Source organism: Bacteroides stercorirosoris (assembly GCF_900142015.1).
GTDB lineage: Bacteria > Bacteroidota > Bacteroidia > Bacteroidales > Bacteroidaceae > Bacteroides > Bacteroides stercorirosoris.
On sequence record NZ_FQZN01000013.1, the window covers coordinates 128,139 to 154,056 of the forward strand.

Sequence of the window (25,918 nt, forward strand, 5' to 3'; positions counted from 1 at the left end):
TTTGGGGACTTGTTAGACAGTCTCATTATCTGGTAGCAGTTTACACAGCACCGGATCGTTTTTGATACGCTCCAGTTCCTCCTGCACAATCTGCTTCACCTCTTCCTTGATGCGCCGGTAGTTCGCCTGCACCGTTTCCTTCATGCGGTCGTTGCCGTCCTCGTCCGTGAAGTTTGTAATGACGGGAATTTTCTTGTAGGCACTTTCTTCCCGTTTCACCTTTTCGGCATCCACCACAATCTCGCAATGAAAAATCTTCTGCTCGATACGCTCGTTGAAGTTGTCGGATACAGAACCGACAAACATTCCCTGCGTAAGCCCGGAAATCTTACTCGGTGGAATGAGCGCGTCCATCTGCGTGTTGATGGAGGTGGAAACATCCTGCCGGTTGATGGAGATGGACTGCCGTTTCTGCAACACCTTACCGAACCGCTCGGAGAGCGTCTTGGCTGTTTCCCCCACCACCTGACCGGAGAAAATATTGCCGACAGTGTTCATCACCACTTTCGCCTCTTTGTCCCCGTAGTCACGCACTAACTGGCTGAAATCCTGAAAGCCCAGACACACGGCAACCTTGTTGCTTCGGGCGGTAGCTATAAGATTGTCCAACCCTTTGAAGTATATTGTGGGCAACTCGTCGATGATGACCGATGACTTCAGCATCCCCTTCTTGTTGATGAGCTTCACGATACGGGAATTATACAGACCGAGTGCCGCACCGTAGATATTCTGACGGTCGGGATTGTTACCCACGCAGAGGATTTTCGGCTCTTCGGGATTGTTGATGTCCAGCGTAAACTCGCTGTCTGACATCACCCAGTAGAGCTGCGGTGAAATCATCCTCGAAAGCGGGATTTTTGCCGACGCTATCTGACCCATGAGCTGCTCCGCAGCCCCTCCAAGCCACGCATCCATGAACGGCGAAAGGTAGTTCTCCAGCTCCGGATAAGAGGTCAGTATCGGAAATATATCCTCGTAACGGCGGTTCAGAAACTCGATAGCATGGGGAAACGTGCAAAACTTCCCGTTCTGATAGATTTTGAGATACCAGATAATACTGGCAAACAGAATGATAGGTGACTCCACGAAGAAGTCGCCCTGCTTTTGCACCCACGTTTTATTGAGGTTGAGCATTATTGTGTAGGCACTCTCATAGGCATCCGTAATATCTTCCATAAAATCCGGGTGAATGGGATTGCACCGATGAGAGCGTCGCGGGTCGTCGAAGTTGATCACATAGAACTTCGGCTTTACCTTGTAGCCGTCCGGGTGGTTCAGCAAATGGTTGTAGGCAATAGTAGATAGGTCGGGATACTTGAAATCGTAGATGTATTGACTAAAGCCCTTTTCAATCTGTTGCTTGATAAAATTGTTTACCACGGCATAGGACTTGCCGCTGCCCGGCGTACCCAACACGATGGACGCACGGAAGGGATTAACTACATTGATCCAACCGTTGTTCCAGCGTTTCCTGTAATAGAAACGTGTCGGCAGATTGACCGAATACTCGCTTTCGATAAGCCTCGTTTCCTGCATGAAACTCTCGTTCTCGTTGTTGAAAACATCCTCCATCAAATTGTGTTTCAACAGGCGGCTCATCCACAGACCACCCATCAACAGGCAGACATAGCCCGTTCCAATGGTAAGGACATACAGTCCCGTCACCGCTTCAAGCGGCAGCGGCAGGGGCAGCAACCACCAGTTCAGGAAAAACAGCACGAACCCGACGGCAAATGCTGTCCAGATTCTCCCCCAAGTGATTTTCTCACCCTTGACACCCTTCGTACCCAGACAGGACAAGGCAAGCAAAAGGACGGAAAACAGCTTCGTGTAGAGAATGGAATGGAACAGCCCCGCCGTGCGGTCGAAGTTCAGAAGGATTTTGTCCACCACGCCGATGTTCACGCCCCACAGCCGGATGGCTTCGTAGCAGAACCAGTACACGTTCATGACCACTAAAATGATACTCACGGCACGCAGAAAATCCATGATTTTCGCCAATGCCCTCAAATCGTCTTCTTGTTGTGACATACATTGATTTTTTAATTGTTGATACTCTGATTACATACCCAAGCCCTTGCGTTTTTTCTTCTTTTTGCGCTTCATCGCCCGGATGAAAGCCTCTTCCTCGGCATCTACCGCCGGACCTTCGGGAGTGAGCAAGCCCATACCGCCCGATATATCTTCACTGTCGTAGGCGGTCTGCCCGTGTGCCTTGTCCGCAGCATCCACAGGGATGGATAGCGGTATCGGCGGTTGTCCGGCGTATGGCAGGGTGAAGTGTTCCTGCAAGGCATTCGCCGAAAGCTCCTTACCCATGCGCGAACCGTTCAGCACGCATCCCGTGCGGTGGTCGATGAAGGTAGCCCCATAGATGCGCCCTTCCTCTGTGTAGCGCAGTACGGTGTCGATGCCCTTCTCTTTGAGTTGGGATACAAATTTGTCCTTGTCATAAGTGCCTTGCAGCACGGAAAGGACGGTGCGTTTCGTCATGTCTGCCAGTTTCCTATCCTTGATTTCCGATTTGGAACGGACAAACTTCTTCTGTACGGCTTCATAGCCTGCGGACTTCCCGAAAAGCGAGGATTTGAACGGGTTGCCCACCTTGTTACCCTTGTCGTCCGTGACGGAATAGACCAGCCCGTGATACTCCCGTCCGCGCACGTTGCCCCTCGCTTCCTCCACCGTCATATTATATAAGGAAAGGAGCGCACGGTATTCGCCCATCGTCTGGAAACGGTACTGCCCATTCAGAGCCTTCACGGTGTTGCCTACCTGCTTCTTCACATCACCTGCCGATGCGGCCACCTTGCGCAACGGATTATCCAATCTCTGATTTTTACGTTCTGCCGGATGCAATCCGTACTTCTGTTCCAGTTCCCTGCGGATACGGTCGCTGCGGCGGTAGAGAAAATCCCGGTTGAGCCTTTTCCCGTTCTCGTCCACGTTGACCGTCACGATGTGCAGGTGGTGGCGGTCGATGTCCTCGTGCTTGAATACAAGATAAGGCTGGTTTCCGAAACCGAGTTTTTCCAGATACTCGCGGGCGATATTCTGCAACTCAATATCGGTCAGCACATCCTCCGGGTGCGGGTTGAGAGAGATATGCACCACCGGCTTCTCGATCTTCATCTGCGGTGGCAGGAAGGTGAGAAAACCCTCCATCGCCTTGCCTATGTCCACCGTTCCCGAACCGTCATTGTAGATGCGGTTGGTGGTGAGAAGCCGCCCCTGCGCCTCGTTAATCTTCTCCCCGTTGTAGGCAATCGCGCCGTACAACGAACTTCCTACACTGATTTTTGCGACCATTTTGCCTCCATTTCCCTTGAAAGTTCCACAATCCGGCGGCTCAGTTTCACGAGTTCGACGGTGTGTTGCTCTAATTTGTAGAGCAACGCCATCGCCTTTTTCTCTGAAAAATGCAGCCTCAGTTCCTTCACGACTTGGTTGTAATTCGTACCCACGGCACGGAATTGTGCATGAAAATCCGACAGTTTGGTGTAATAGTCCACCAACGTCTTGTCCACCTTCAGCACCTTGAACGGTTGCCCGAAGAAGTGCGCTTTGAGGAAAACAGACCGTGCATAGACACCCGATTTTCCGAACATGGCGAGGAAACGGTTGTGTTCCTCCTCGTTGAAACGGACGGTGTACCGGTACACCGCCGGATCAAGTTTGGGATTTCTCCCTGATTTGCTTTTCCTTTTCTCTTTCATATTACTTTGGATTTAGCGGATTGACGGCATAAGCCGCCGCTTCGGATTACAGCACCGCAGTTCTGAAAGGCTTCCCGACTTCGGAGGGAAAGCCCGCCCCCTGCAAGGGCAAGTGCTTTTCGTGGCTGCTCAAAATATTTTGAGCGGCTGAAAAGACATCTTGCTATGTTCAGGTGAACATAAAAATCCGTCAGGGGACGGATTGGGAAAATACCTTTCAGGACTCCGGGCCGCGCGTCATCGGCGAACCCTGCTGTCCGGGTGCAAAGTTACGCCCTTAAAGCGGTATCGGACAGATGCTTGACCCGGTCAATGACTGCCAACCGGCGCAACGTGCCGCCACTTGCCGGAGAAGTGATACAGGTTCCAAAATATACTTGTTTATTTGCAGCATGATTCAAGAAACGAACGATTTGAAGATATGATAAACGGAACATTCAAATACCCGGAAATCCGCTTCTTCGGATACTTGCCGAAACGGATACCCGAACCGTCGGAAACCCGGTTCTCCGACAATTCGGTGACGTATGGATTCAATGACTTCATGACGCAATGTCGTCAATCACCATTTGTCCGACGCACCGCTTCACCACAGAACCGGATACGCGACGACCCGCCTGCGTGTGTAGTCACGGAAGCGGATGGTGCGACAGCCAAATCCGTATGGAAACAGAAAAACAAATCATCAACAATTAAAATAAATGGAACTATGAGTAAGGAAATCTTCGTTGCATTCGCAACACAGAAAGGTGGCATCGGCAAATCCACTGTCACGGCACTTGCCGCCAGCTACCTGCACAACGTGAAAGGCTACAATGTCGCCGTCGTGGACTGCGACGACCCGCAGCACAGCATCCACGGGCTGCGCGAACACGAAATGGGGCTTATCGACAGCAGCACCTACTTCAAGGCTCTCGCTTGCGACCATTTCCGCCGGATCAAAAAGAACGCCTACACCATCGTCAAAAGCAATGCGGTGAACGCCCTCGACGATGCCGAGAGGATGATTGCCACTGAGGACGTGAAACCCGACGTGGTGTTCTTCGACATGCCCGGCACACTCCGAAGCAACGGCGTGATAAAGACGCTCTCGCAGATGGACTACATTTTCACTCCGCTGAGTGCCGACCGCTTTGTCGTGGAGAGTACCCTGAAATTCGTCACGATGTTCCGCGACAGGCTGATGACTACCGGACAGGCGAAAACAAAGGGGCTGCATCTGTTCTGGACGATGGTGGACGGCAGGGAGAGGAACGACTTGTACGGCATCTACGAGGAAGTGATAGCCGAAATGGGCTTTCCGGTACTTTCCACCCGCTTGCCCGACAGCAAGAAGTTCCGCCGTGACCTTTCGGAAGAGCGCAAGAGCGTTTTCCGCTCCACCATCTTCCCGATGGACACGGCACTGCTGAAAGGGAGTGGCATCCGGGAGTTTTCCGAAGAGATAAGCGACATCATCAGACCGCAGTGAGCATGGGCAGCAGGAAAGTGAACACGGAAGGCATCGACGAGGAACTGCTGTTAGCCTCCATCGGGCGGCGCACACAGGACGGGACACTGCGCCCCGCACAGGAAGTACCCGCAGCTGCACCGACCGAAGAGGACACCGCCGCACCGGAACCATCTCCTGTGCAACCCGTAACACGGGAAAAAGCGCAGAGGGAAAGTGGACGCCGGAAAAGGCAGGACGAGGACTACAACGAGCTATTCCTGCGCCGCAACGAGATAAAGACCCGCCAATGTGTCTATATCAGCCGTGACGTCCACGGCAAGATCCTCAGAATCGTGAACGACATCGCCGGAGGGGAAATCTCAGTAGGCGGATATGTGGATACCGTGCTGCGCCAGCATCTGGAACAGCACAAGGAGAGAATCAACGAACTGTACAAGAAACAACGTGAAGATCTGATTTGAAAATGGAAAAAGAAATGACACCGAATGAAAAAAGACCACAGCAAGACTGCGGAGGTATGTTTACCCAAGTGCAGGCGAGTGTGGAAATACTGTCGCCTGTCCCGGTAAGCGGCAAATGCAGTGAGAAGGACTATGAACGCCTGTTCATCCGCGACCCGGAAGTAAAGGCACGTGAGGGGAAGATGGCGTATGTGCGCCCGGAGTACCACGAGCGTATCATGCGTATCACCCGTGTAATCGGGCATGACCGGCTTACGCTGTCCGCTTACATCGACCATGTGCTGACGCACCACTTCAACCAGTGCGAAGATGCGATAAAGAGCCTTTATGCCCGAAATTACAATTCAGTATTCTAACCAAAAACGGAAGGATATGAATTACACAATCAGCATGACAGACATTCTGCTGGCGGTATCGGTCGGCTGCAACCTCTGGTTCCTGTTCCTGCTCCTTTACGAGCGCATCATGGACACGCGGATTGTCCGCTTCTTCAAGGGCATTGTCGGATTATGGCGGTCACTGGACGGGAATGAGGCTAAACGCATAGCGGCACACGAGGAAGTCCCTGCGGAAAAGGCGGACATCATCGGCAAGAGCCGTTTCAGGATGGCATCCACCCGGACAACCGCTGCCATACCGACGCAAGAAGCCGCCACTATTGAAAAAGGCATTGAGCTGTCGGAGGAAGAGGCTACTTTTGACGACGGAAAAACGGGAAACGCATCCCGCCCGGCACAAGTCCCGGAGGAAAAACTCGATGAGACCTTCACGAGCATACCGCCGGAGGAACTGGGATACGGGGACGACGAACCGGAAGAGGACGCCTCGGACACGCCACGGGCTTCGGGCAGCAGCTTTGACGAGATTGACGACGCCTGCAAGACCGCCAAAAACCCGGACGCGACACAGGCGGAACGTGAAAAGGCGGCTAAGGTGTTCACCGACATGGAGGGCACGGAGTTGTACGAGAAAATGATGGAAGGCTCTTCGGAGATAGGCATCCGCATCAAGGGGCTTATCGAGATTCGGCTGAAGAAATCTGAAAAGGAGTTCGTCGTGCCGGACAACATCGAGGAGTTCGACATTCGCAACTATGTATGACAACAATAAAAGAAATGAACATGAAAGAATGACATCAACCCACGCGGCGAGGAAACGCAAGGCGCATCCCCATCCGCAACGGACACGCCCACGTCCGTGGAAACAAACGGGCATCCACTAAAACCAAAGTAAAGAAACAAAGTATCAACCGCCCGACAAAGGACCATCCACCCTTTTGACGGCAAAAAACAAGAACAGTTTATGAACAAGAACATCTTGAAAAACAGAAAAGCAATCCTCTCCGCGGCACTTGTCATCGCCGCAACCGCCTCCGCTTTCGCGCAGGGAAACGGCATCGCGGGCATCAACGAAGCCACCTCTATGGTGAGTTCTTATTTCGACCCCGGAACTAAACTGATATACGCCATCGGTGCAGTCGTCGGGCTTATCGGGGGCGTAAAAGTGTACGGCAAGTTTTCATCGGGCGACCCCGACACCAGCAAGACAGCCGCCTCGTGGTTCGGCGCGTGCATCTTCCTGATTGTTGCCGCCACCATCCTGCGCTCATTCTTCCTTTAATAAATAATGTATGGCTGAATACCCAATCAACAAGGGTATCGGCCGTCCGGTAGAGTTCAAGGGCTTGAAGGCACAGTACCTCTTCATCTTCTGCGGAGGTCTGCTGGCTCTCTTCGTCCTGTTCGTCATCCTCTACATGGTCGGTATCGACCAGTGGATATGTATCGGCTTCGGCGCGGCATCGTCCTCCCTCCTTGTATGGCAGACCTTCGCGCTGAACGCCCGGTACGGTGAACACGGGCTGATGAAATTAGGAGCGGCACGGAGCCATCCCCGATACCTTATCAACCGGCGGCGGATAACCCGTCTGTTCAAACGACAACGAAAGGAAGAAAGACAATGAGGAATACATCGAAAATGACAACACTGGAAAACAGGTTCCCACTTTTAGCGGTGGAGCATGGCTGCATCATCTCAAAGGACGCCGACATCACGGTGGCTTTCGAGGTGGAACTACCGGAACTTTACACCGTGACGGGTGCGGAGTACGAGGCGATACACAGTTGCTGGTGCAAGGCTATCAAGGTGCTGCCGGACTACTCCGTCGTCCACAAACAGGACTGGTTCATCAAGGAACGCTACAAACCGGAGCTTCAGAAGGACGACATGAGCTTTTTAAGCCGCTCTTTCGAGCGTCACTTCAACGAGCGTCCGTACCTGAAACACACCTGCTACCTCTACCTGACCAAGACAACAAAGGAGCGTAACCGGATGCAGAGCAATTTCAGCACGCTGTGCCGGGGACATATCATCCCGAAGGAGCTGGACAGGGAAACCACGACCAAGTTCTTGGAAGCCTGCGAACAGTTCGAGCGCATCATGAACGACAGCGGGCTTGTCAGGCTGCGCCGCCTCTCCACCGATGAGATTGTGGGTACTGAGGGAAAGACGGGACTTATTGAACGCTACTTCTCGCTCATGCCGGAAGGTGACACCACCTTGCAGGACATCGAGCTTTCGGCAAGGGAGATGCGCATCGGCGACAACCGCCTGTGTCTGCACACCCTCTCCGACGCGGAAGACCTGCCGGGCAAGGTGGCTACCGACACCCGTTACGAGAAGCTCTCCACCGACCGGAGTGACTGCCGACTGTCATTCGCCTCCCCGGTGGGGCTTCTGCTCTCCTGCAACCATATCTACAACCAGTATGTGCTGATAGACAACAGTGAGGAAACCTTGCAGAAGTTCGAGAAGTCCGCCCGTAACATGCAGTCGCTATCTCGCTATTCAAGGAGCAACAGCATCAACCGCGAGTGGATAGACCAATACCTGAACGAAGCCCATTCCTACGGACTGACCTCGGTACGGGCACACTTCAACGTCATGGCGTGGAGCGACGATGCGGAGGAACTGAAGCATATCAAGAACGACGTGGGCAGCCAGTTGGCAAGCATGGAATGCGTGCCGCGCCACAACACCATCGACTGCCCGACACTCTACTGGGCGGCGATACCCGGCAATGCGGCGGACTTCCCGGCGGAAGAGAGTTTCCACACCTTCATCGAACAGGCGGTGTGCCTGTTCACAGAGGAAACCAACTACCGCAGCTCGCTCTCGCCCTTCGGCATCAAGATGGTGGACAGGCTCACGGGAAAACCGCTGCACCTTGACATCTCCGACCTGCCCATGAAGCGAGGTATCACGACCAACCGCAACAAGTTCGTGCTGGGTCCTTCGGGCAGCGGCAAGTCTTTCTTCATGAACCACCTCGTGCGCCAATATTATGAGCAAGGCGCACATGTGGTATTGGTGGACACGGGAAACTCCTATCAGGGCTTGTGCGGCATGATCCGACGCAAGACAGGCGGAGCGGACGGTGTGTATTTCACCTACACGGAAGATAAGCCCATCAGCTTCAACCCGTTCTACACCGACGATTACATCTTCGACGTGGAGAAGAAGGACAGCATCAAGACCCTGTTGCTGACGCTCTGGAAGTCGGAGGACGACAAGGTGACAAAGACGGAGAGCGGCGAGCTGGGCAGTGCCGTGAGTGCCTATATTGAGCGCATCCAATCCGACCGTAGCATCGTGCCGTCGTTCAACACCTTCTACGAGTATATGCGTGACGACTACCGCAAGGAACTGGCACAGCGTGACATCAAGGTGGAGAAGTCCGACTTCAACATCGACAACATGCTCACCACCATGCGGCAGTATTACCGGGGCGGGCGTTACGATTTCCTGCTCAACTCCACGGAGAACATCGACCTGCTCGGCAAGCGGTTCATCGTCTTCGAGATAGATTCGATTAAAGAAAACCGCGAACTGTTCCCCGTCGTGACCATCATCATCATGGAAGCCTTCATCAACAAGATGCGGCGGCTGAAAGGCGTGCGGAAACAGCTTATCGTGGAAGAGGCTTGGAAGGCCCTCTCATCGGCGAACATGGCTGAATATCTGCGCTATATGTATAAGACGGTCAGAAAATATTACGGCGAGGCAATCGTGGTGACGCAGGAGGTGGACGACATTATCAGTTCTCCGGTGGTCAAAGAGAGCATTATCAACAACTCGGATTGTAAAATCCTGCTTGACCAAAGGAAATATATGAACAAGTTCGACCAGATACAGGCGTTGCTCGGACTGACGGAAAAGGAGAAGTCGCAGATACTCTCCATCAACATGGCGAACAACCCTTCACGGCTCTACAAGGAGGTGTGGATAGGCTTGGGCGGCACGCAGTCGGCGGTCTATGCCACGGAGGTCAGCGCGGAAGAGTATCTGGCGTACACCACCGAGGAAACGGAAAAAGTGGAGGTTTACCGTCTGGCGGAGAAGCTGGGCGACGACATCGAAGCCGCCATCCGGCAGCTTGCCGAAAGGCGGAGAAACAAGGAATAACTAAAAAACAGAATGTATCAACCAAAAAAGAAAAACGCGTATGAATTTACCAAAAGTGAAAATGCTGCAAGTCAGCAAGTGCCTTATCGGATTGGCGGTCATGATGCTGCAATCCTGCGACGTGGCCGACAACCGCCGCGACATGCTGTGCGGGAACTGGGAGAGCGTGGAGGGAAAACCTGACGTGCTTATCTACAAGGAGGGCGAAGCCTACAAAGTGACGGTGTTCCGTCGTAGCGGTCTGCGCCGCAAGCTCAAGCCGGAAACCTATCTCTTGCAGGAGGAGAACGGCAACCTGTTCATGAACACCGGCTTCCGCATCGACGTGTCCTACAACGAGGCCACGGATGTGCTGACTTTCTCGCCAAACGGGGACTATGTGCGGGTGAAGCCGCAGCCGGGACATCCGACCGAAGAATAACAACCACTAAAATCCAAAGTAACATGAGAACAAGAATAACAATGATTATCTGCCTGTGCCTGCTTTTCGCGGGCAGGGCAAGCGCACAGTGGGTCGTAAGCGATCCGGGCAATCTAGCGCAGGGCATCATCAATGCCTCCAAAAACATCATCCATACCTCCAAGACCGCCACGAACATGGTGAGCAACTTTCAGGAGACGGTGAAAATCTATCAGCAGGGCAAGAAGTATTACGATGCCCTCAAATCGGTGAACAATCTGGTCAAGGACGCCCGCAAGGTGCAGCAGACCATCCTGATGGTGGGCGACATCACAGACATCTATGTGAACAGTTTCCAACGGATGCTCCGTGACGGGAATTTCAGACCCGAAGAGCTTTCCGCAATCGCTTTCGGCTACACGAAACTGCTGGAGGAAAGCAACGAAGTGTTGACGGAACTCAGGAACGTGGTGAACATCACCACGCTCTCCATGACCGACAAGGAGCGCATGGACGTGGTGGAACGCTGCCACTCGAAGATGAAGCGTTACCGCAACCTCGTGAGCTACTACACGAACAAGAACATCTCCGTGAGTTACCTGCGTGCGAAAAAGAAGAACGACCTCGACCGCATCATGGGGCTGTACGGGAACATGAACGAAAGATACTGGTAGCCTATGAAGTTCGACAACCTTCATCAGATTTTACGTTCACTTTATGAGCAGATGATGCCGCTGTGTGGGGACATGGCTGGTGTGGCGAAAGGCATCGCCGGGCTGGGTGCGCTGTTCTACGTCGCCTACCGGGTATGGCAGTCGCTGGCGAGAGCTGAACCGATAGACGTATTCCCGATGCTCCGTCCTTTTGCCATCGGTCTGTGCATCATGTTCTTCCCGACTGTGGTGCTGGGCACGATAAACAGCATCCTCTCACCCGTCGTACAGGGCACGGCAAAGATGCTGGAGGCGGAAACGCTGGACATGAACCGATACCGGGAGCAGAAGGACAAACTGGAATACGAGGCGATGGTACGCAACCCCGAAACCGCCTACCTCGTGTCCAACGAGGAATTTGACAAGCAACTGGAGGAACTCGGCTGGTCGCCCTCCGACATGGTGACGATGGCGGGAATGTATATCGACCGGGGAATGTACAACATGAAGAAGAGCATCCGCGACTTCTTCCGCGAGATACTCGAACTGCTGTTCCAAGCCGCCGCCCTCGTGATAGACACCGTCCGCACCTTCTTTCTCGTGGTGCTGGCGATTCTCGGTCCGATAGCCTTCGCCCTGTCGGTATGGGACGGTTTCCAAAACACGCTCACGCAGTGGATATGCCGCTATATACAGGTCTATCTGTGGCTACCGGTATCGGACATGTTCAGCACCATACTGGCGAAGATACAGGTTCTGATGCTGCAAAACGACATCGAGCGGATGCAGGCAGACCCGAACTTCTCGCTGGATTCGAGCGACGGGGTGTATATCGTATTCCTCTGCATCGGCATCATCGGCTACTTTACCATTCCCACCGTTGCGGGCTGGATTATCCAAGCCGGAGGCATGGGCGGTTACGGTCGCAACGTGAACCAGATGGCGGGACGAGCCGGAAGCATGGCGGGCAGCGTGGCGGGTGCAGCCGCAGGAAACGCAGTCGGACGTGTCGGCAAATTGCTGAAATAATCAATGTGCAATCATAAATTGGAAAATATAAATGGAATTCAAATCACTTAGAAACATCGAATCGTCGTTCAGGCAGATACGCCTGTTCGGTATCGTCTTCCTCTCGCTGTGCGCCGTGGTGACGGTGTGGAGCGTGTGGAACTCCTACCGTTTCGCAGAGAAGCAACGGGAGAAAATCTATGTGCTGGACAACGGCAAGAGCCTGATGCTCGCCTTGTCTCAGGATTTGTCGCAGAACCGCCCGGCGGAGGCACGGGAACATGTGCGCCGTTTCCACGAGATGTTCTTCACGCTATCACCTGAAAAAAGCGCGATTGAACACAACGTGAAACGTGCCTTGCTGCTGGCGGACAAGAGCGTGTACCACTATTATTCGGACTTCGCGGAGAAGGGGTACTACAACCGCATCATCGCCGGGAACATCAACCAAGTGCTGAAGGTGGACAGCGTGGTGTGCGACTTCAACGCCTATCCCTACCGTGCCGTGACCTACGCCACACAGAAAATCATCCGGCAGAGCAACGTCACCGAGCGCAGCCTCGTGACCACCTGCCGCCTGCTGAACGCATCGCGGTCGGATGACAACCCGAACGGTTTTACCATCGAGGGTTTCACCATCATTGAGAACAAGGATTTACAGACTATCAAACGGTAACAGGACATGAAAAGTATCAGAAAATCAATGTGGGGCATGTATTGGAAACTCCACGACAAACGGAAACGCTTGGCGGCAAGTCTCAAAGGGTATCTGGACGGCTTGCCGCCGGAAACACGCCGCCGCATCGTGCTGGGGATGTTCGCCGCCTTCGCGGTGCTTGCCCTTTACACCTTCGGCAGAGCCGTCTATGACATCGGCAGGAACGACGGCTCACATATGGAAACGGGACACGCCGGACGGGTGGAACTGCCGACCCCGGCGGAAACAGGCAATCACTTAACACCTTATTTATATGGAACAGACAAAGAATGAACCGACGAAAGAGAACAAAGCTGCTCCCGAAACGGGGAAACCGAAAAAGGAGCGCGAACCGCTGACAGAGGCGCAACGGCTGAAACGGCAGAAGATGATCGTGCTGCCCGCTATGGTGTTGGTGTTCATCGGGGCGATGTGGCTGATATTCGCCCCGTCCTCCGGCAAGGAGCAACCGCCGGGAACGGACGGATACAACACCGAGATGCCCGACGCTGACAAGGCGAACCGGCAGATTATCGGCGACAAGCTGAAAGCCTACGAGCATGGGGAGATGGAAGAGCGTCAGGAGAGCCGCAACCGTGCCATCGGGCAGCTGGGCGACATGTTCGACCGCGAGATAGCGGGAACGGAGAACGGAGTGGACTTCGACCTCGCCAATCCGGGCGGCAAGGAAGAAAGGGCAAAGCCAGCCACGCCGCAGACCATCCAGTCCTCCGCAGCCGCCTACCGTGACCTGAACGCCACGCTCGGAAACTTCTACGACCAGCCGAAAAACGACAATGCGGAGATGGACGAATTGTTGGAGCGCATCGCATCGCTGGAGTCGGAACTGGAAAGCGAGAGGGGCAAGGCTTCCTCTATGGACGAGCAGGTGGCTCTTATGGAGAAGTCCTACGAGCTGGCGGCAAAGTACATGGGCGGTCAGAACGGAGGACAGCCATCGGCGGAACAGAGGGCAGAGCCAACTACCGTGCAGAAAGGGAAGAAGAACAAGGCAATGCCTATCAGACAGGTGGAGCATCAAGTAGTTTCTTCACTCTCACAGCCTATGAGTAACGCGGAGTTTGTCGCCGCCTTATCGCAGGAACGCAACCGGGGTTTCAACACGGCTGTCGGCACGGCGGAGGTATTGGACAGGAACACCATACCGGCGTGCGTGCATGGGGCGCAGAGCGTGACGGACGGGCAGACGGTAAGGCTGCGCCTGCTGGAGCCTATGGCGGTGGCAGGCAGGACAATACCCCGGGGTGCGGTGGTGGTCGGCACGGGCAAGATACAGGGTGAGCGGCTCGACATCGAGATTACCTCGCTGGAATACGACGGCACGATTATCCCCGTGGAGCTTGCGGTCTATGACACGGACGGACAGCCCGGCATCTTCATCCCGAACTCGATGGAGATGAACGCCGTCCGGGAGGTCGCCGCCAACATGGGCGGCTCGCTGGGAAGCAGCATCAACATCTCCACCAATGCCGGGGCGCAGCTCGCCTCCGACTTGGGCAAGGGGCTGATACAAGGCACGAGCCAGTACATCGCCAAAAAGATGCGAACCGTCAAGGTGCATCTGAAAGCCGGGTACAGGGTCATGCTTTACCAAGAAAAATATTGAAAACAATAAAAATTACCACTAAAATCCAAAAGTAATGAGAAAAGTAATCATCATGTTTGCCCTCGCTATGGGCATCATAACTGCCAACGCGCAGGAGAATGTAACCGTTGAAACGACCAACGGAAGTGAACAACCGACCTTGACGAAGGAGGTCTATCCGCAGAAGGAGGCGGACGGCGACCTATATCACGGGCTGTCACGCAAGCTGACCTTCGACCGCATGATACCGCCGCACGGTCTGGAAGTGACCTACGACAAGACCGTCCACGTCATTTTTCCGGCGGAGGTGCGCTATGTCGATTTAGGCTCGCCCGACCTGATTGCCGGGAAAGCCGACGGAGCGGAGAACATCATCCGTGTGAAGGCTACCGTAAGGAATTTTCCCAACGAAACGAATATGTCCGTCATCACGGAGGACGGCAGTTTCTACACCTTCAACGTGAAGTACGCCGCCGAACCGCTGTTGCTCAACGTGGAGATGTGCGACTTCATCCATGACGGCAGCACGGTGAACCGCCCGAACAACGCGCAGGAAATCTATCTGAAAGAGCTGGGCAGCGAAAGCCCGATGCTGGTGCGCCTTATCATGAAGTCCATCCACAAACAGAACAAGCGCGAGGTGAAGCATATCGGCTGCAAGCGTTTCGGCATCCAATACCTGTTGAAAGGCATCTACACGCACAACGGCTTGCTTTATTTCCACACGGAGATAAAGAACCAGAGCAACGTGCCTTTCGATGTGGACTACATCACTTGGAAAATCGTGGACAAGAAGGTTGCGAAGCGTACTGCCGTGCAGGAGCAGATTATTCTGCCGCTCCGCGCGCAGAACTACGCCACCCTCGTGCCGGGCAAAAAGAGCGAGCGCACGGTCTTCACGATGGCGAAGTTCACCATCCCCGATGACAAGTGCCTCGTGGTGGAATTGAACGAGAAGAACGGCGGCCGTCACCAGTCCTTCGTGATTGAGAACGAGGATTTGGTACGCGCGGGTACCATCAACGAACTTCAAGTACGCTGACCATGAGAAAGTACATCGCAATAATCATCGCGTCGCTTGCCCTTTTTACAGGGCAGGCGCACGCCCAGCGGTGTCTGCCGAAGATGCAGGGCATCGAGGTGAGGGCGGACATGGCGGACGGCTTCAATCTCGGCGGCAAGGACGGCGGGTACAGCTTCGGGGCGGCTCTCTCCACCTACACGAAGAAGGGGAACAAGTGGGTGTTCGGTGGCGAATACCTGTTGAAGAACAATCCCTACAAGGACACCAAGATACCCGTGGCGCAGTTCACGGCGGAGGGCGGCTATTACTTCAAGATACTGTCGGACGCCCGAAAGATTGTTTTCGTCTATGCCGGGGCTTCGGCTCTCGCCGGATATGAGGCGGTAAATTGGGGGAAGAAGGTGCTGCATGACGGCTCCACGCTGCACGACCGGGACGCCTTCATCTACGGCGGTGCGCTGACGCTCGATGTGGAGTGTTACGTGGCAGACCGTATCGCCCTGCTTGCCAACCTGCGGGAGCGTTGCCTTTGGGGTGGCGACACACGGAAGTTCCACACGCAGTTCGGGGTCGGTATCAAGTTCATCATCAACTGACACGGGCATGGAAAGGACGGAAATAGATGCTGTCAGAAGGATGCCGCTTGCGGATTTTCTCGCACGGCTGGGGCATGAGCCTGTCAGAAGGAGCGGTAACGAGCTGTGGTATCTTGCCCCGTACAGGGGCGAGCGCACATCCTCTTTCCGTGTGAACGTGGCGAAACAGCTCTGGTACGACTTCGGTTTGGGCAAGGGCGGCGACATCTTCACGCTTGCCGGGGAGTTTCTGCAAAGCGATGACTTCATGAAGCAAGCGAAGTTCATAGCGGAAGCCGCCAATATGACGGTTGCCGGATGGGAAAAGCCCGTCTATCTCTCGAAGCCGACCGAATCCGTTTTTGAGGATGTGGAGGTCGCTCCGCTGCTCCGCTCACTGCTGACGGAGTATTTAGAGGAACGGGGCATCCCTTACGCCATCGCATCCCGTCACTGCTGCCGCTTGAACTACGGTGTGCGTGGGAAACGGTATTTTGCCGTTGGCTTTCCGAACATGGCAGGTGGCTATGAAGTCAGAAGCCGATATTTCAAGGGTTGCATACCTCCGAAGTCTGTATCACTGGTAAAGGCGAATGACATCCCGGCTGACGAGTGCCTCGTGTTCGAGGGCTTCATGGACTTTCTCTCTGCCGTGACGCTTGGTGTAACCGGTAACGCTGACTGTCTTGTGCTGAACTCAGTCGCCAACGTGGAGAAGGCGGCGGGATTGCTGGACGGATACGGGCGCATCGGCTGCTTCCTCGACCGTGACGAAGCCGGACGGCGGACGCTTGCCGCACTTACCATGCGATACGGGGAACGTGTCACCGACCGTTCCTCCCTCTATGACGGTTGCAAGGACTTGAACGAGTACCTGCAACTGACAACGAAAAAACAGAAAAACAACCATCTAAAAATCGAAGAACAATGAACATACTGAACAACAGAAACAAGAGAACATCAATATTCAAGGCAGTGGCGTTATGCCTGATAGCCGCCATGTCATTCACCCTCGTGTCATGTGACGATGACATGGACATCCAGCAGTCCTATCCCTTCACGGTGGAGGTCATGCCCGTGCCGAACAAGGTAGTAAAGGGGCAGACAGTGGAAATCCGCTGTGAACTGAAAAAGGAGGGCGACTTTTCGGGTACGCTCTATACCATCCGCTATTTCCAGTTCGAGGGGGAAGGCTCGCTCAAAATGGATAACGGCATCACCTTCCTGCCTAACGACCGCTACCTGCTGGAGAACGAAAAATTCCGCCTGTACTACACGGCGGCGGGTGATGAGGCGCATAATTTCATCGTGGTGGTGGAGGATAACTTTAGCAACTCCTACGAACTGGAATTTGACTTCAACAACAGGAATGTAAAGGACGACGATCTTACCATCGTTCCCATCGGCAACTTCAGCCCCTTGTTGAAATGATGCGTGTATTCATGACAATGCTCTGTTCACTTCTGACGGTCTGTTCTGTGTCCGCGCAGATCAGCCGCCAAGAGGGAACGGACGGGCAGGCGGCAATCTACCGACTGCCGCTTATGGAACGTGCTTTTTTATGCTGCCGCTACTTTGAAGGCTGGCACTCAGAAAAACACTACCCATACGTCGGTTGGGGTCACAAACTTTTGCCAAACGAGAAGTATTCGGCACGAACCATGACAAAACGGGATGCGGATGAACTTTTGCGGAAAGACCTGCGCAAATTTGTCGCCATGTTCCGTAAATTCGGGGTTGATTCGATTTTGCTTGGCACGTTAGCTTACAATGTGGGACCGGCGAAGCTGTTAGGCAGCAAAACAATCCCCAAAAGCACCTTAATCAAGAAGCTGGAAGCTGGTGACAGGAACATCTACCGTGAGTATATAGCCTTCTGCAACTACAAAGGAAAACGCCACGCCATGCTGCTCAAACGGAGAAAGGCGGAGTTTGCGCTGTTGTATATCCCATAAAAGGACTGACAAAACTGGCAAAAGACGTGCCATATTTAACTTGGCACGTCTTTTGCTCTATCACTTGATAGATTATCGTAGGATTTTCTCGTTAATTGACATCGTTGAGCCATTTTTGCCTATCGGTTTCCAAATAACACTTCAAGTTGTAAGTGTTGTGAGAGCAATACAAAACATAGTTATTAACCATAAAAAGTATAGCGAAATTATGAAGAAAGTATTTAGGAAAATTCAGAAAGGAACAACAAAAATGATTGAACGTATCAAATCGTTGGGGGAAATGGAGACGAAGCAGAAATGTGTAGTTCAACGGTTCGAGATTATCATTCCCCTCCACCAAAAAATAACGACCCAATATATAGCCTCCGCAAGTTTTACTTGCGGATTTTTTAGTTATCGCAGATTGGACAAAGGTTTCTTTGCTACTTTCTTTGTCCGCCATCATGCTCACTGAAAGAAAGTAGGGCGGCTCTCGCCGCCCCGCCACTCAAAAGCGTGTGTAAAGTCCCGTCACCATCGTGAACATTTCCTCCAGCATATCAAAATAGATACCCTCGTGTACGGCAATGTCCTTTGTCTTGCACTCAAAGGTCTTTTTGCTGAACGTCCTGCGGTAGAAGCGCATATTGTAGAGGTCTGCCCCTTCGTCATAGATGATGTCAAGGCGGTTGGCACTTGTTTTGTTCCTTGCAAGGCTCATCCGTAAGCCGTTGCCCATATCTATGAAATCACGGCTACCTGTCATGGCGGTGAAGCGTTTTCCGCCTATCTGCTGTAATATCGTCTTGGCTATCATATCTTTTGTTTTTAGGGTTTTAAGTATTGGCGGTGCGGACACCGCCATCCCGTTCAAAATTCTCGCATTTCGGAAATGGGGGTCTGCCGTTGTAGCCACTCTTTCACACATTCCATATTGTACTCGCTCGTGATGACTGCCGTATGGCTGTCGGTGGCGGTGAAACGTGTGCTTTCGTAATCATCTATCCACCCCTTGAGGGTGTCCGTTCCCCACGCTCCGGTATCGTCAAAGATACCGTCCAATGCCGTGATAGGTTCGCTGAACTTGACTATCAGCGTTTGATAGGTCGTGTTCATAGTCTGTCCTCCTTTCCCTTCTTTGCGTTCAGCCACTTGTCCCGTGCGGCTCGGCACTCGTCCAACGTGGGTTTGACACAAGAGAACAATTCTCTGTCTATGGGGTGGCGGTAGTCGTACTGCACAAGTGTCCGCCTGCGTCTTCCGATACCCGATTGGAAACGCTCGTATTTCTCCGTACCTGCTTCCGCGCAGGTGCTTACTCCGTTGATGGTCATTCGTGTTGTCATAATGTTGCTTTTTAGATGGTTAAAAATGTACTGACAGAACTCTGTTCTTCATCACCATTTCGGGGTTGCTTGTGTAGCGTTGGTGCAGGTAGAAATGGTGTGAGCCGAAGCCGTAAAGGAAAAACTTGTCAAGTTCGTGCTTCTCGGCAAACTCCTTTACGCTCTTTCTCAATTCCCCCTCACTCGTTGTGAGAGTGAGGAGGTTCACAAATTCAAGGAACATCGTGGGGATTGCATCATCCCACACACAAATCATACTTTCAATTCTTACTTCCATATCAATGTTGTTTTAGGGGTTATGCTATGCCGCTTTCATCCGCTCACGGATAAGGTTGGCGTTCTTGTTCACAAGGTCTATGATGCGCTCGTGATATTCGGTGTCCTGGTTGTGCTTGCCGTGGCACTGCACCACTTCGAGGGTTCGCAAGTCCACCTCTACGGTTTCAATAATCTCATCGCCAATCCTTGCCGATAGTATGAGGGTGTCGGCTTTCTTGTAGTATCCACTGCCAAACACGCAGATGCCCTGCGTCTTGCCCTCGTTGTAATACTCGTCTATGCTTTCAAGCACCTTGACGATTATTTCCTCGTCCGTGATTACCAAGCCGAAGAATTTGGATTTGTTGGCGATGAAATCCTCCGCATCTTTCTTTCGTTGGAGTTGTCGCTGTTGCTCACGCTCACGCCTTTCAATCTCCCAACGGCGTTGCTCTGCGGCTCTTTCCTTCTCGTGTATGGCTTCAATTTTTCGGGTTGCGTTGTCGTGTGCCGCCATGAAATCTTCGGGACAGATGTTCTTCGGGTTACGGAGGTCTTGACCGAGTTTTTTGAGCATACGCAGATAGTCGCACCACATTGAGAGGTTGTCTATCTGATACTTGTGACGCTTGGCAATCAGATATGATGCCCAACATTCATCGGCAGTACGGGTATTGAAAAGAAAGTGTTTCATGACCTCAATCTCACCGCCTTTCATAAGGGTTTCAATTCTTGGGTCTGAAAGCAAGGCTTTGAAAAGACGCACGGGGGAGATGCCGTGGAAATCGCCCTTGAAGCCGTTACGTCTGAGTTGGGGCAATATCCTCATCTTTGGATATGCACAGCTTCTTGCCACCACATCATCGTATAGGCTGTTGTGCGGTCTTACCTCCATATCGCTGCCTAATGCCCACACATCGCAATAGCAGAAAAGGAAGCCACGGAGCAACGCCATGTCCGTAACCTTGCCGTCGGGTGAAATCCAACGCTGCACGACCTCGTGGCAGTAGAAACGCATCGGTTCGCCTTTCCTGCTCTCGCATCTGACCTGCGCCACGCGGATTACCTGATACCCTTTGCAGGTGGTTATCACGCTGAAATTCTGCGTTTCCTTGTAGATGCGTCTGCGTGTGTCCTGCACTTTGAGTTCGGCATGGCATTTGGGGCAGGTGCAGCCTTCAAGGGTGTCGCATAGTCCGCTGTCGCTGTGCCACTCGTGACCGCAGTCGGAACAGGTGATGTTCCCTTTCTTGGTGCGGTAGCCGATATGCTCAACGCAGTGGCGGTATGCCCAATCTATTTGTGTCGCTGATATGGGGCGAAGGTTGGCGGAAAGTCTTGCCACCTCTTTCTGTATCTTGGTCTTCGGTTTCATAAGCCTAAATCAAATAATGAGGGTTGGGGTTGGTTTTCTTTTCTCGCTGACGGTCTGTGGCGGTTCTGCAACTTGCGGAGTTCCTCCTCTTGGTATTTGCGGACAGCGTTCTGACGTGCCTCCGCCTTTTCCTCTGCCGTGAGTTTCACAACGTGGTTCACAACCACTTGGCAGTCCATCGGTTTGCCCACCTCTATCTCGTTTTCCTCATAGTAGTGGATGGCTTGCCCGAATATCTCTCCGTCCGTGAAACCGTTGCAACCGCTTTTCTGCACATAGTTCAGAATGTGGGTCACGCACTCGTCCATGTTCTTGGCAGGGTTGCGGTACTTCTTTGCAAATAGCGCATCTTCCTCCGCACGCTGTTCCAAGTACATATATATCGTTCTCTTGAAATGGTCTGTTCCTTTCATATCGCTGTCATTTTTAGATTATCTGTTTCAGTATCTCTCTCCAATAGGTCGGCTCTACCTCGCTGAGAAGGAAGTCCATGAAATCCCTCCGTGCGTCCTTGTTCAGTTCGTGGTACAATCTTCGGAAAGTTTCAAAATTGCCGTTGATGTACGTTTCCACCATATACACGAAGATGTTGTCCACCTCGTAATATCTGCACTGCTGCGCTGCCGTCTTGCTGTTTCTTTTTGCCATGTCGGTAAGGGTTAAAGGGTGAATAACCAAAGGATGAAGCCAAAGAAGGCAATGGTGGAAAGGATAGCCACGATTACACCTATCGCCACTCGGAACACTCCGTTTACAATCTCTCTGATGATGCCCCAAAGGATGCCGAACACCCCGAAGGCGGTGCGCATCATCAAGCCGCATATCGCCAACCCGATGTGTTGCGCCATTTGTCTGAAATTTGCCGTTGCCGTCATATCTTCGCTGTTTTTGATTTTTTTGTTTTTAATGCGGATTCAAGAGCTGAGGGAGTTGAGTTTCAAACTATCTTATCTGCCTCTCGTTTATCCGACATTTTTTTTATGCGTCTTTCTGTCGCATCGGTCGTTTTCGTTTCGGGTGCTTGAAAAGGTAGGGATTAGGGAATGCAAGGTTTTTCGGTCAAAATACTACCCGCAGGGCTGGAGATTTTTACCGAAAACAGGAGGCTTGACCTTGCTTTCCCGTCCAATCCCGGAATTACCTTTGCGCCCAGAACGAAAATGACTGACTGATGCGGCTTACTGAAAGGCGCAAAATGGAGGTAAACGAAAACAGAGGCAGATTGTGTAGAAAAAAACTTCAGGGGAAAATCCGTAAAAAAAAGAATCACCAAAAGGAAAAAGACATCACCGGAAGCGTGAAAAGGGCAAACCACAACAAAGGAAGTATGATTGTTTCCGATCCGACGGAACTTGTTCAGCCGGGTGGCAACAATCATTCTTCCCGGTTTGTCCGGCTGTGTGTGGGCGCCTGTTTCATTCATGGGGCAGGCTGACACACTCTGCATTCACTTTCCGCTTCCGGCAAAAGAGACAGCGAAAAAAGAAAAATCATTTGAAAACCCGTAAAAGCACCTCTTGGCATAGGCGCAAAAGAAAGGGGCATTGCTTCATCTGTCTAAACATCGTTTAGGCGTGAGGCAATGCCCTTTTCTCCAGCTATGCGGTAGTCGGCACACGTTTGTTCCAAACTCGTTTTGGGCAATGGTGTGCCGACGGACAATACCGCTTTTACGGAAAATTCTTATGAATGAGGGGATAAAAAACGGGAGTTTATATCAAAATCTCGAATTAAATAGCTACTTTTGCATACGAAGAGTTCTTTGAAGGTTACGCAACGCGCAGAAGGATAATGCAGTAGATAACTAACTAAATCGTAACCTATTACTATCAAGAGCAATTAACCTACGCTCATTTCCAATAAATTACACTCTTTTCGTAACTTCTCGTCGCAAAGATACAAATCTTCTTGAAATAACAAAGCGTTACCTTTCACTGTATGGGGCAAATCTGAAACAAATTTGCATATAATTTCATAATAATGTATTTTTGCGCTTAATTTTCACTAACAAACATAATATTAGGATGACTCAATCACCCCAAAAAGTATCTAAAGGGTTCACTAAAGCCTTTTGGGTAAGCAATACGGTCGAACTCTTCGAGCGTATGGCATATTATGCCGTTTTCATTGTTCTTACCATCTATCTTTCTACAATTTTAGGCTTCAATGACTTTGAAGCGAGTATGATTTCCGGCTTATTTTCCGGAGGTCTTTATCTTTTGCCTATCTTTACGGGAGCTTATGCCGATAAGATAGGTTTCCGGAAATCGATGATTGTTGCTTTCTCACTTTTATCTGTCGGATATTTGGGATTGGGAATTCTCCCTACCCTGCTCGAAGCTGCCGGTTTGGTGGAATATGGTAAAGTGACCCGTTTCACCGGACTGCCGGATAGCGACAGCCGCTGGATGATTGTCCCCGTACTCTTTGTCATTATGGTGGGTGGCTCGTTCATCAAGTCCATCATTTCAGCTTCGGTGGCAAAGGAAACGACGGAGGCAACCCGTGCACGTGGTTATTCCATCTTTTATATGATGGTGAATATCGGTGCTTTCACCGGAAAAACCGTAATAGATCCGTTGCGTAACGTTATTGGCGACCAGGCTTATATTTATATTAATTATTTCTCGGCTGCGATGACGATAATGGCGTTGCTTTCCGTCATCCTGCTTTATAAATCCACCCACACAGCGGGTGAAGGAAAAAGTATGCGTGAAATCGGGCAAGGCTTCCTGCGCATTGTCACCAACTGGCGCCTGCTGATTCTTATCCTGATTGTAACGGGTTTCTGGATGGTACAGCAGCAGCTGTATGCCACGATGCCTAAGTACGTAATCCGTATGGCGGGCGAAACGGCCAAACCTGGTTGGATAGCCAATGTGAACCCGTTTGTGGTAGTTTGCTGTGTTAGTTTCGTAACACGCTTGATGGCGAAACGTTCGGCCATTACTTCCATGAATATCGGCATGTTCCTCATTCCGTTTTCGGCTCTGCTGATGGCATGCGGCAACTTACTCGGCAATGATGTGATAAGCGGAATGAGTAACATTACACTGATGATGATAGCGGGTATCGTGATACAGGCCTTGGCAGAATGCTTCATTTCACCACGTTATCTGGAATACTTCTCCCTGCAAGCTCCTAAGGGTGAAGAAGGTATGTATCTTGGGTTCAGCCATCTCCATTCTTTCCTCTCTTCTATTTTCGGTTTTGGTATTGCCGGAGTATTGTTGACAAAATACTGTCCCGATCCCGTGCTTTTTGAGACCCGTGAGGCTTGGGAAGCTGCCAGTGCAAATGCGCATTATATCTGGTATTACTTTGCCGCTATCGGTCTGATATCCGCTCTGGCTTTGTTAGTATTTGCCAAAATCACCGCATCCATCGACAAAAAGAAGAAAGGCACAGTCTGATTATCTCATTTTTTATGTATATTTGCCGTCACTTTGCCATAAAAGTGGCGGCTTTTTCTAATAAAGGAGAACGGAATGAAAGTAAAATTTATAAGCCTTGCGAGCGGTAGTAGTGGCAACTGCTATTATATAGGCACTGAAAAATACGGAATACTTATCGACGCTGGTATTGCAGCGCGTACTATTAAGAAATCACTAAAAGAAGCGGGTATCAACATGGAGACGATTCGCGCGGTTTTTGTTACGCATGATCATGCGGATCATATCAAGGCTGTGGGCGGACTGGGAGAAAAGTTGCATATTCCTATTTATACCACTGCACGCATCCATGAAGGCATCAACAAGAGTTATTGCATGACGGAAAAACTTCACTCTTCCGTCCGCTATCTGGAGAAAGAAGAACCGATGCAGCTGGAAGATTTCCGCATCGAGTCTTTTGAAGTTCCGCATGATGGTACGGATAACGTGGGGTACTGCATTGAAATCGATGGTAAGGTGTTCTCGTTCCTTACTGACCTTGGTGAAATCACACCTACTGCCGCTCGGTTCATCCGTAAGGCCAATTACTTGATATTGGAGGCTAACTATGACGATGAAATGCTGCGGATGGGTACATATCCGCAATATCTGAAAGATCGTATCACGAGCCGTACAGGGCATATGAGCAATATTGCGACTGCTGAATTCCTGGCAGAGAATATCACGGAAAACCTGAAATATATATGGCTTTGCCATTTGAGCAAAGATAATAATCATCCGGAACTTGCATATAAGACAGTGGAATGGCAGTTGAAGAGCAAAGGTATATTGGTAGGTAAAGATGTGCAACTCTGCGCTTTAAAACGTAGTACTCCTTCGGACTTATATGAGTTTGAATAAAAAAAGCCGCTTTCATCGGGAAAAAAGAATTGATTTTGTTTGGATGAATAAAATAAAACAACTACTTTTGCACCCGCAAATAAGAAAAACGATGCACTCTTAGCTCAGTTGGTAGAGCAACTGACTCTTAATCAGTGGGTCCAGGGTTCGAATCCCTGAGGGTGTACGAAAGTAAGGTTCTGAAAACAATTGATTTTCAGAACCTTTTTTTATTCCATATGCTATCACTAAACTAAAGAATACTGAAATCTTCGGGTCAGTCCGAAAACCCTGTGGTTATGTTAAATCTACACTGTTAGTTTGCATAATCTAAAAATAAAGAATGGTATATCTCCGACTCCCCTAAACTGTGCTCTGAACGCTTTAATTTTTGCATTGAATGATTCAGCAAATGCATTTGTTTCCCTGTTAACGAAATAGTTTAGTATTGTTTCATAATAGTTCTGCATGGTATTTGTTACGGTTCTGAAACATCCGTATCCAAGTTTTTCTATTTTATTGTACCACAAGGCAAGCTTTCCACGTGCCACATCCTTGTCATAGTGCTTATTATACACATTGGTCAACTCTATGGCTAAGTCGTAAACTGATTTCAATTCCGGATAATGTTCGAATATGATTTCCGCACGTATTCTTTGGGATTCAGTCCATTTACT

At 51.3% G+C, this 25,918-nt stretch carries 34 protein-coding genes and 1 tRNA gene; 23 read left to right on the plus strand and 12 right to left on the minus strand.

Annotated elements, in window-relative coordinates:
- Positions 1–12 precede the first annotated feature (12 nt).
- From mobC to mobA, 3 genes are read right to left on the minus strand one after another with little or no spacing between them, the layout of a single operon-like run.
- On the minus strand, positions 13–2,031 hold the full coding sequence (mobC, locus tag BUC01_RS11505) for a conjugal transfer protein MobC (protein WP_004291482.1): 2,019 nt from the start codon (positions 2,029–2,031) through the stop codon (positions 13–15).
- Positions 2,032–2,061: 30 nt separating this feature from the next.
- A complete protein-coding gene (gene mobB / locus BUC01_RS11510; RefSeq protein ID WP_004291483.1) occupies positions 2,062–3,309 on the minus strand; it encodes a conjugal transfer protein MobB in 1,248 nt (415 codons plus the stop codon).
- Positions 3,288–3,716 carry a conjugal transfer protein MobA gene (gene mobA / locus BUC01_RS11515; protein WP_004291488.1) on the minus strand — a complete coding sequence of 143 codons (429 nt, stop codon included), beginning with the start codon at positions 3,714–3,716 and terminating at the stop codon, positions 3,288–3,290. The genes mobB and mobA overlap by 22 nt, the downstream gene beginning before the upstream one ends.
- A gap of 421 nt (positions 3,717–4,137) precedes the next feature.
- Here mobA and BUC01_RS11520 point away from each other — a divergent pair, with 421 nt between their 5' ends.
- The 19 genes from BUC01_RS11520 to BUC01_RS26170 all read left to right on the plus strand — a co-directional run bounded on the left by BUC01_RS11520 (position 4,138) and on the right by BUC01_RS26170 (position 18,466).
- Positions 4,138–5,187: a ParA family protein gene (locus tag BUC01_RS11520; RefSeq protein WP_004291492.1), complete on the plus strand. Its 1,050-nt coding sequence runs from the start codon at positions 4,138–4,140 to the stop codon at positions 5,185–5,187.
- 2 nt (positions 5,188–5,189) lie between these two features.
- Positions 5,190–5,630: a DUF3408 domain-containing protein gene (locus BUC01_RS11525; protein WP_004291503.1), complete on the plus strand. Its 441-nt coding sequence runs from the start codon at positions 5,190–5,192 to the stop codon at positions 5,628–5,630.
- Positions 5,631–5,632: 2 nt separating this feature from the next.
- Complete coding sequence (locus BUC01_RS11530; RefSeq protein ID WP_004291505.1) at positions 5,633–5,986, plus strand: DUF3408 domain-containing protein; 354 nt, start codon at positions 5,633–5,635, stop codon at positions 5,984–5,986.
- A 16-nt stretch (positions 5,987–6,002) separates the two neighbouring features.
- Positions 6,003–6,731 carry a hypothetical protein gene (locus BUC01_RS11535; RefSeq protein WP_004304280.1) on the plus strand — a complete coding sequence of 243 codons (729 nt, stop codon included), beginning with the start codon at positions 6,003–6,005 and terminating at the stop codon, positions 6,729–6,731.
- Positions 6,732–6,932: 201 nt separating this feature from the next.
- Positions 6,933–7,250: a DUF4134 domain-containing protein gene (locus tag BUC01_RS11540; protein ID WP_002560983.1), complete on the plus strand. Its 318-nt coding sequence runs from the start codon at positions 6,933–6,935 to the stop codon at positions 7,248–7,250.
- Between the two features lie 10 nt (positions 7,251–7,260).
- Positions 7,261–7,593, plus strand: a complete 333-nt coding sequence (locus BUC01_RS11545) for a DUF4133 domain-containing protein (protein WP_004291514.1) — start codon at positions 7,261–7,263, stop codon at positions 7,591–7,593.
- Positions 7,590–10,094, plus strand: a complete 2,505-nt coding sequence (locus BUC01_RS11550) for a TraG family conjugative transposon ATPase (protein ID WP_004291515.1) — start codon at positions 7,590–7,592, stop codon at positions 10,092–10,094. The genes BUC01_RS11545 and BUC01_RS11550 overlap by 4 nt, the downstream gene beginning before the upstream one ends.
- Before the next feature lie 40 nt (positions 10,095–10,134).
- Positions 10,135–10,515 carry a DUF3876 domain-containing protein gene (locus BUC01_RS11555; RefSeq protein WP_004291516.1) on the plus strand — a complete coding sequence of 127 codons (381 nt, stop codon included), beginning with the start codon at positions 10,135–10,137 and terminating at the stop codon, positions 10,513–10,515.
- A gap of 23 nt (positions 10,516–10,538) precedes the next feature.
- Positions 10,539–11,168, plus strand: coding sequence for a DUF4141 domain-containing protein (locus BUC01_RS11560; protein WP_004304283.1), 630 nt, complete (start codon positions 10,539–10,541; stop codon positions 11,166–11,168).
- Between the two features lie 3 nt (positions 11,169–11,171).
- Positions 11,172–12,176 (plus strand): conjugative transposon protein TraJ, encoded by a 1,005-nt coding sequence (gene traJ / locus BUC01_RS11565; protein WP_004291518.1) that lies wholly within the window; start codon positions 11,172–11,174, stop codon positions 12,174–12,176.
- Positions 12,177–12,207: 31 nt separating this feature from the next.
- Positions 12,208–12,831, plus strand: coding sequence for a conjugative transposon protein TraK (gene traK / locus BUC01_RS11570; protein WP_004291519.1), 624 nt, complete (start codon positions 12,208–12,210; stop codon positions 12,829–12,831).
- 27 nt (positions 12,832–12,858) lie between these two features.
- A complete protein-coding gene (locus tag BUC01_RS11575) occupies positions 12,859–13,146 on the plus strand; it encodes a TraL conjugative transposon family protein (RefSeq protein ID WP_018697145.1) in 288 nt (95 codons plus the stop codon).
- Positions 13,127–14,479, plus strand: coding sequence for a conjugative transposon protein TraM (gene traM, locus BUC01_RS11580; RefSeq protein ID WP_004291521.1), 1,353 nt, complete (start codon positions 13,127–13,129; stop codon positions 14,477–14,479). The genes BUC01_RS11575 and traM overlap by 20 nt, the downstream gene beginning before the upstream one ends.
- Before the next feature lie 34 nt (positions 14,480–14,513).
- Positions 14,514–15,500 (plus strand): conjugative transposon protein TraN, encoded by a 987-nt coding sequence (gene traN / locus BUC01_RS11585; RefSeq protein ID WP_004291522.1) that lies wholly within the window; start codon positions 14,514–14,516, stop codon positions 15,498–15,500.
- A 2-nt stretch (positions 15,501–15,502) separates the two neighbouring features.
- The gene (locus BUC01_RS11590) at positions 15,503–16,078 is read left to right on the plus strand and encodes a conjugal transfer protein TraO (protein WP_004291523.1); all 576 of its coding nucleotides are present in this window, start codon (positions 15,503–15,505) and stop codon (positions 16,076–16,078) included.
- A gap of 7 nt (positions 16,079–16,085) precedes the next feature.
- Positions 16,086–16,988 (plus strand): toprim domain-containing protein, encoded by a 903-nt coding sequence (locus BUC01_RS11595; RefSeq protein ID WP_004291524.1) that lies wholly within the window; start codon positions 16,086–16,088, stop codon positions 16,986–16,988.
- Positions 16,985–17,488, plus strand: coding sequence for a DUF3872 domain-containing protein (locus BUC01_RS11600; RefSeq protein ID WP_004291525.1), 504 nt, complete (start codon positions 16,985–16,987; stop codon positions 17,486–17,488). The genes BUC01_RS11595 and BUC01_RS11600 overlap by 4 nt, the downstream gene beginning before the upstream one ends.
- Complete coding sequence (locus tag BUC01_RS11605) at positions 17,485–18,012, plus strand: glycoside hydrolase family protein (protein WP_004291526.1); 528 nt, start codon at positions 17,485–17,487, stop codon at positions 18,010–18,012. Before BUC01_RS11600 ends, BUC01_RS11605 begins: the two co-directional genes overlap by 4 nt.
- A gap of 64 nt (positions 18,013–18,076) precedes the next feature.
- Complete coding sequence (locus BUC01_RS26170) at positions 18,077–18,466, plus strand: hypothetical protein (protein ID WP_004291527.1); 390 nt, start codon at positions 18,077–18,079, stop codon at positions 18,464–18,466.
- A 33-nt stretch (positions 18,467–18,499) separates the two neighbouring features.
- Here BUC01_RS26170 and BUC01_RS11615 read toward each other — a convergent pair whose 3' ends face one another.
- From BUC01_RS11615 to BUC01_RS11650, 8 genes are read right to left on the minus strand one after another with little or no spacing between them, the layout of a single operon-like run.
- Positions 18,500–18,808 (minus strand): hypothetical protein, encoded by a 309-nt coding sequence (locus BUC01_RS11615; RefSeq protein ID WP_004304290.1) that lies wholly within the window; start codon positions 18,806–18,808, stop codon positions 18,500–18,502.
- A 53-nt stretch (positions 18,809–18,861) separates the two neighbouring features.
- On the minus strand, positions 18,862–19,107 hold the full coding sequence (locus BUC01_RS11620; protein WP_004291529.1) for a DUF6956 domain-containing protein: 246 nt from the start codon (positions 19,105–19,107) through the stop codon (positions 18,862–18,864).
- The gene (locus BUC01_RS11625) at positions 19,104–19,337 is read right to left on the minus strand and encodes a DUF3873 domain-containing protein (protein ID WP_004304291.1); all 234 of its coding nucleotides are present in this window, start codon (positions 19,335–19,337) and stop codon (positions 19,104–19,106) included. The genes BUC01_RS11620 and BUC01_RS11625 overlap by 4 nt, the downstream gene beginning before the upstream one ends.
- Before the next feature lie 19 nt (positions 19,338–19,356).
- Positions 19,357–19,614 carry a hypothetical protein gene (locus BUC01_RS11630; protein ID WP_004291531.1) on the minus strand — a complete coding sequence of 86 codons (258 nt, stop codon included), beginning with the start codon at positions 19,612–19,614 and terminating at the stop codon, positions 19,357–19,359.
- 24 nt (positions 19,615–19,638) lie between these two features.
- Positions 19,639–20,970 (minus strand): PcfJ domain-containing protein, encoded by a 1,332-nt coding sequence (locus tag BUC01_RS11635; RefSeq protein WP_004291532.1) that lies wholly within the window; start codon positions 20,968–20,970, stop codon positions 19,639–19,641.
- A complete protein-coding gene (locus tag BUC01_RS11640) occupies positions 20,967–21,383 on the minus strand; it encodes a PcfK-like family protein (protein WP_004291533.1) in 417 nt (138 codons plus the stop codon). Before BUC01_RS11640 ends, BUC01_RS11635 begins: the two co-directional genes overlap by 4 nt.
- Positions 21,384–21,396: 13 nt before the next feature.
- On the minus strand, positions 21,397–21,618 hold the full coding sequence (locus tag BUC01_RS11645) for a hypothetical protein (protein ID WP_004291534.1): 222 nt from the start codon (positions 21,616–21,618) through the stop codon (positions 21,397–21,399).
- 11 nt (positions 21,619–21,629) lie between these two features.
- Positions 21,630–21,845, minus strand: a complete 216-nt coding sequence (locus tag BUC01_RS11650) for a hypothetical protein (protein WP_004291535.1) — start codon at positions 21,843–21,845, stop codon at positions 21,630–21,632.
- Positions 21,846–22,192: 347 nt separating this feature from the next.
- Between BUC01_RS11650 and BUC01_RS26270 the strand changes: the two genes are divergently transcribed.
- From BUC01_RS26270 to BUC01_RS11680, 4 genes are all read left to right on the plus strand, one after another.
- Entirely contained in the window at positions 22,193–22,405 is a 213-nt protein-coding gene (locus BUC01_RS26270) for a hypothetical protein (protein ID WP_171031146.1), read from the plus strand.
- 589 nt (positions 22,406–22,994) lie between these two features.
- Positions 22,995–24,383 carry a peptide MFS transporter gene (locus BUC01_RS11670; RefSeq protein ID WP_025831100.1) on the plus strand — a complete coding sequence of 463 codons (1,389 nt, stop codon included), beginning with the start codon at positions 22,995–22,997 and terminating at the stop codon, positions 24,381–24,383.
- Positions 24,384–24,458: 75 nt separating this feature from the next.
- Positions 24,459–25,262 carry an MBL fold metallo-hydrolase gene (locus tag BUC01_RS11675; protein ID WP_025831101.1) on the plus strand — a complete coding sequence of 268 codons (804 nt, stop codon included), beginning with the start codon at positions 24,459–24,461 and terminating at the stop codon, positions 25,260–25,262.
- A gap of 93 nt (positions 25,263–25,355) precedes the next feature.
- Positions 25,356–25,428, plus strand: a tRNA-Lys gene (locus BUC01_RS11680).
- A 121-nt stretch (positions 25,429–25,549) separates the two neighbouring features.
- On the opposite strand, the gene BUC01_RS11685 is transcribed toward BUC01_RS11680, so the two are convergent.
- Positions 25,550–25,918 (minus strand): transposase (locus tag BUC01_RS11685; protein WP_139261861.1); only part of this gene is annotated, 369 nt, incomplete at its 5' end.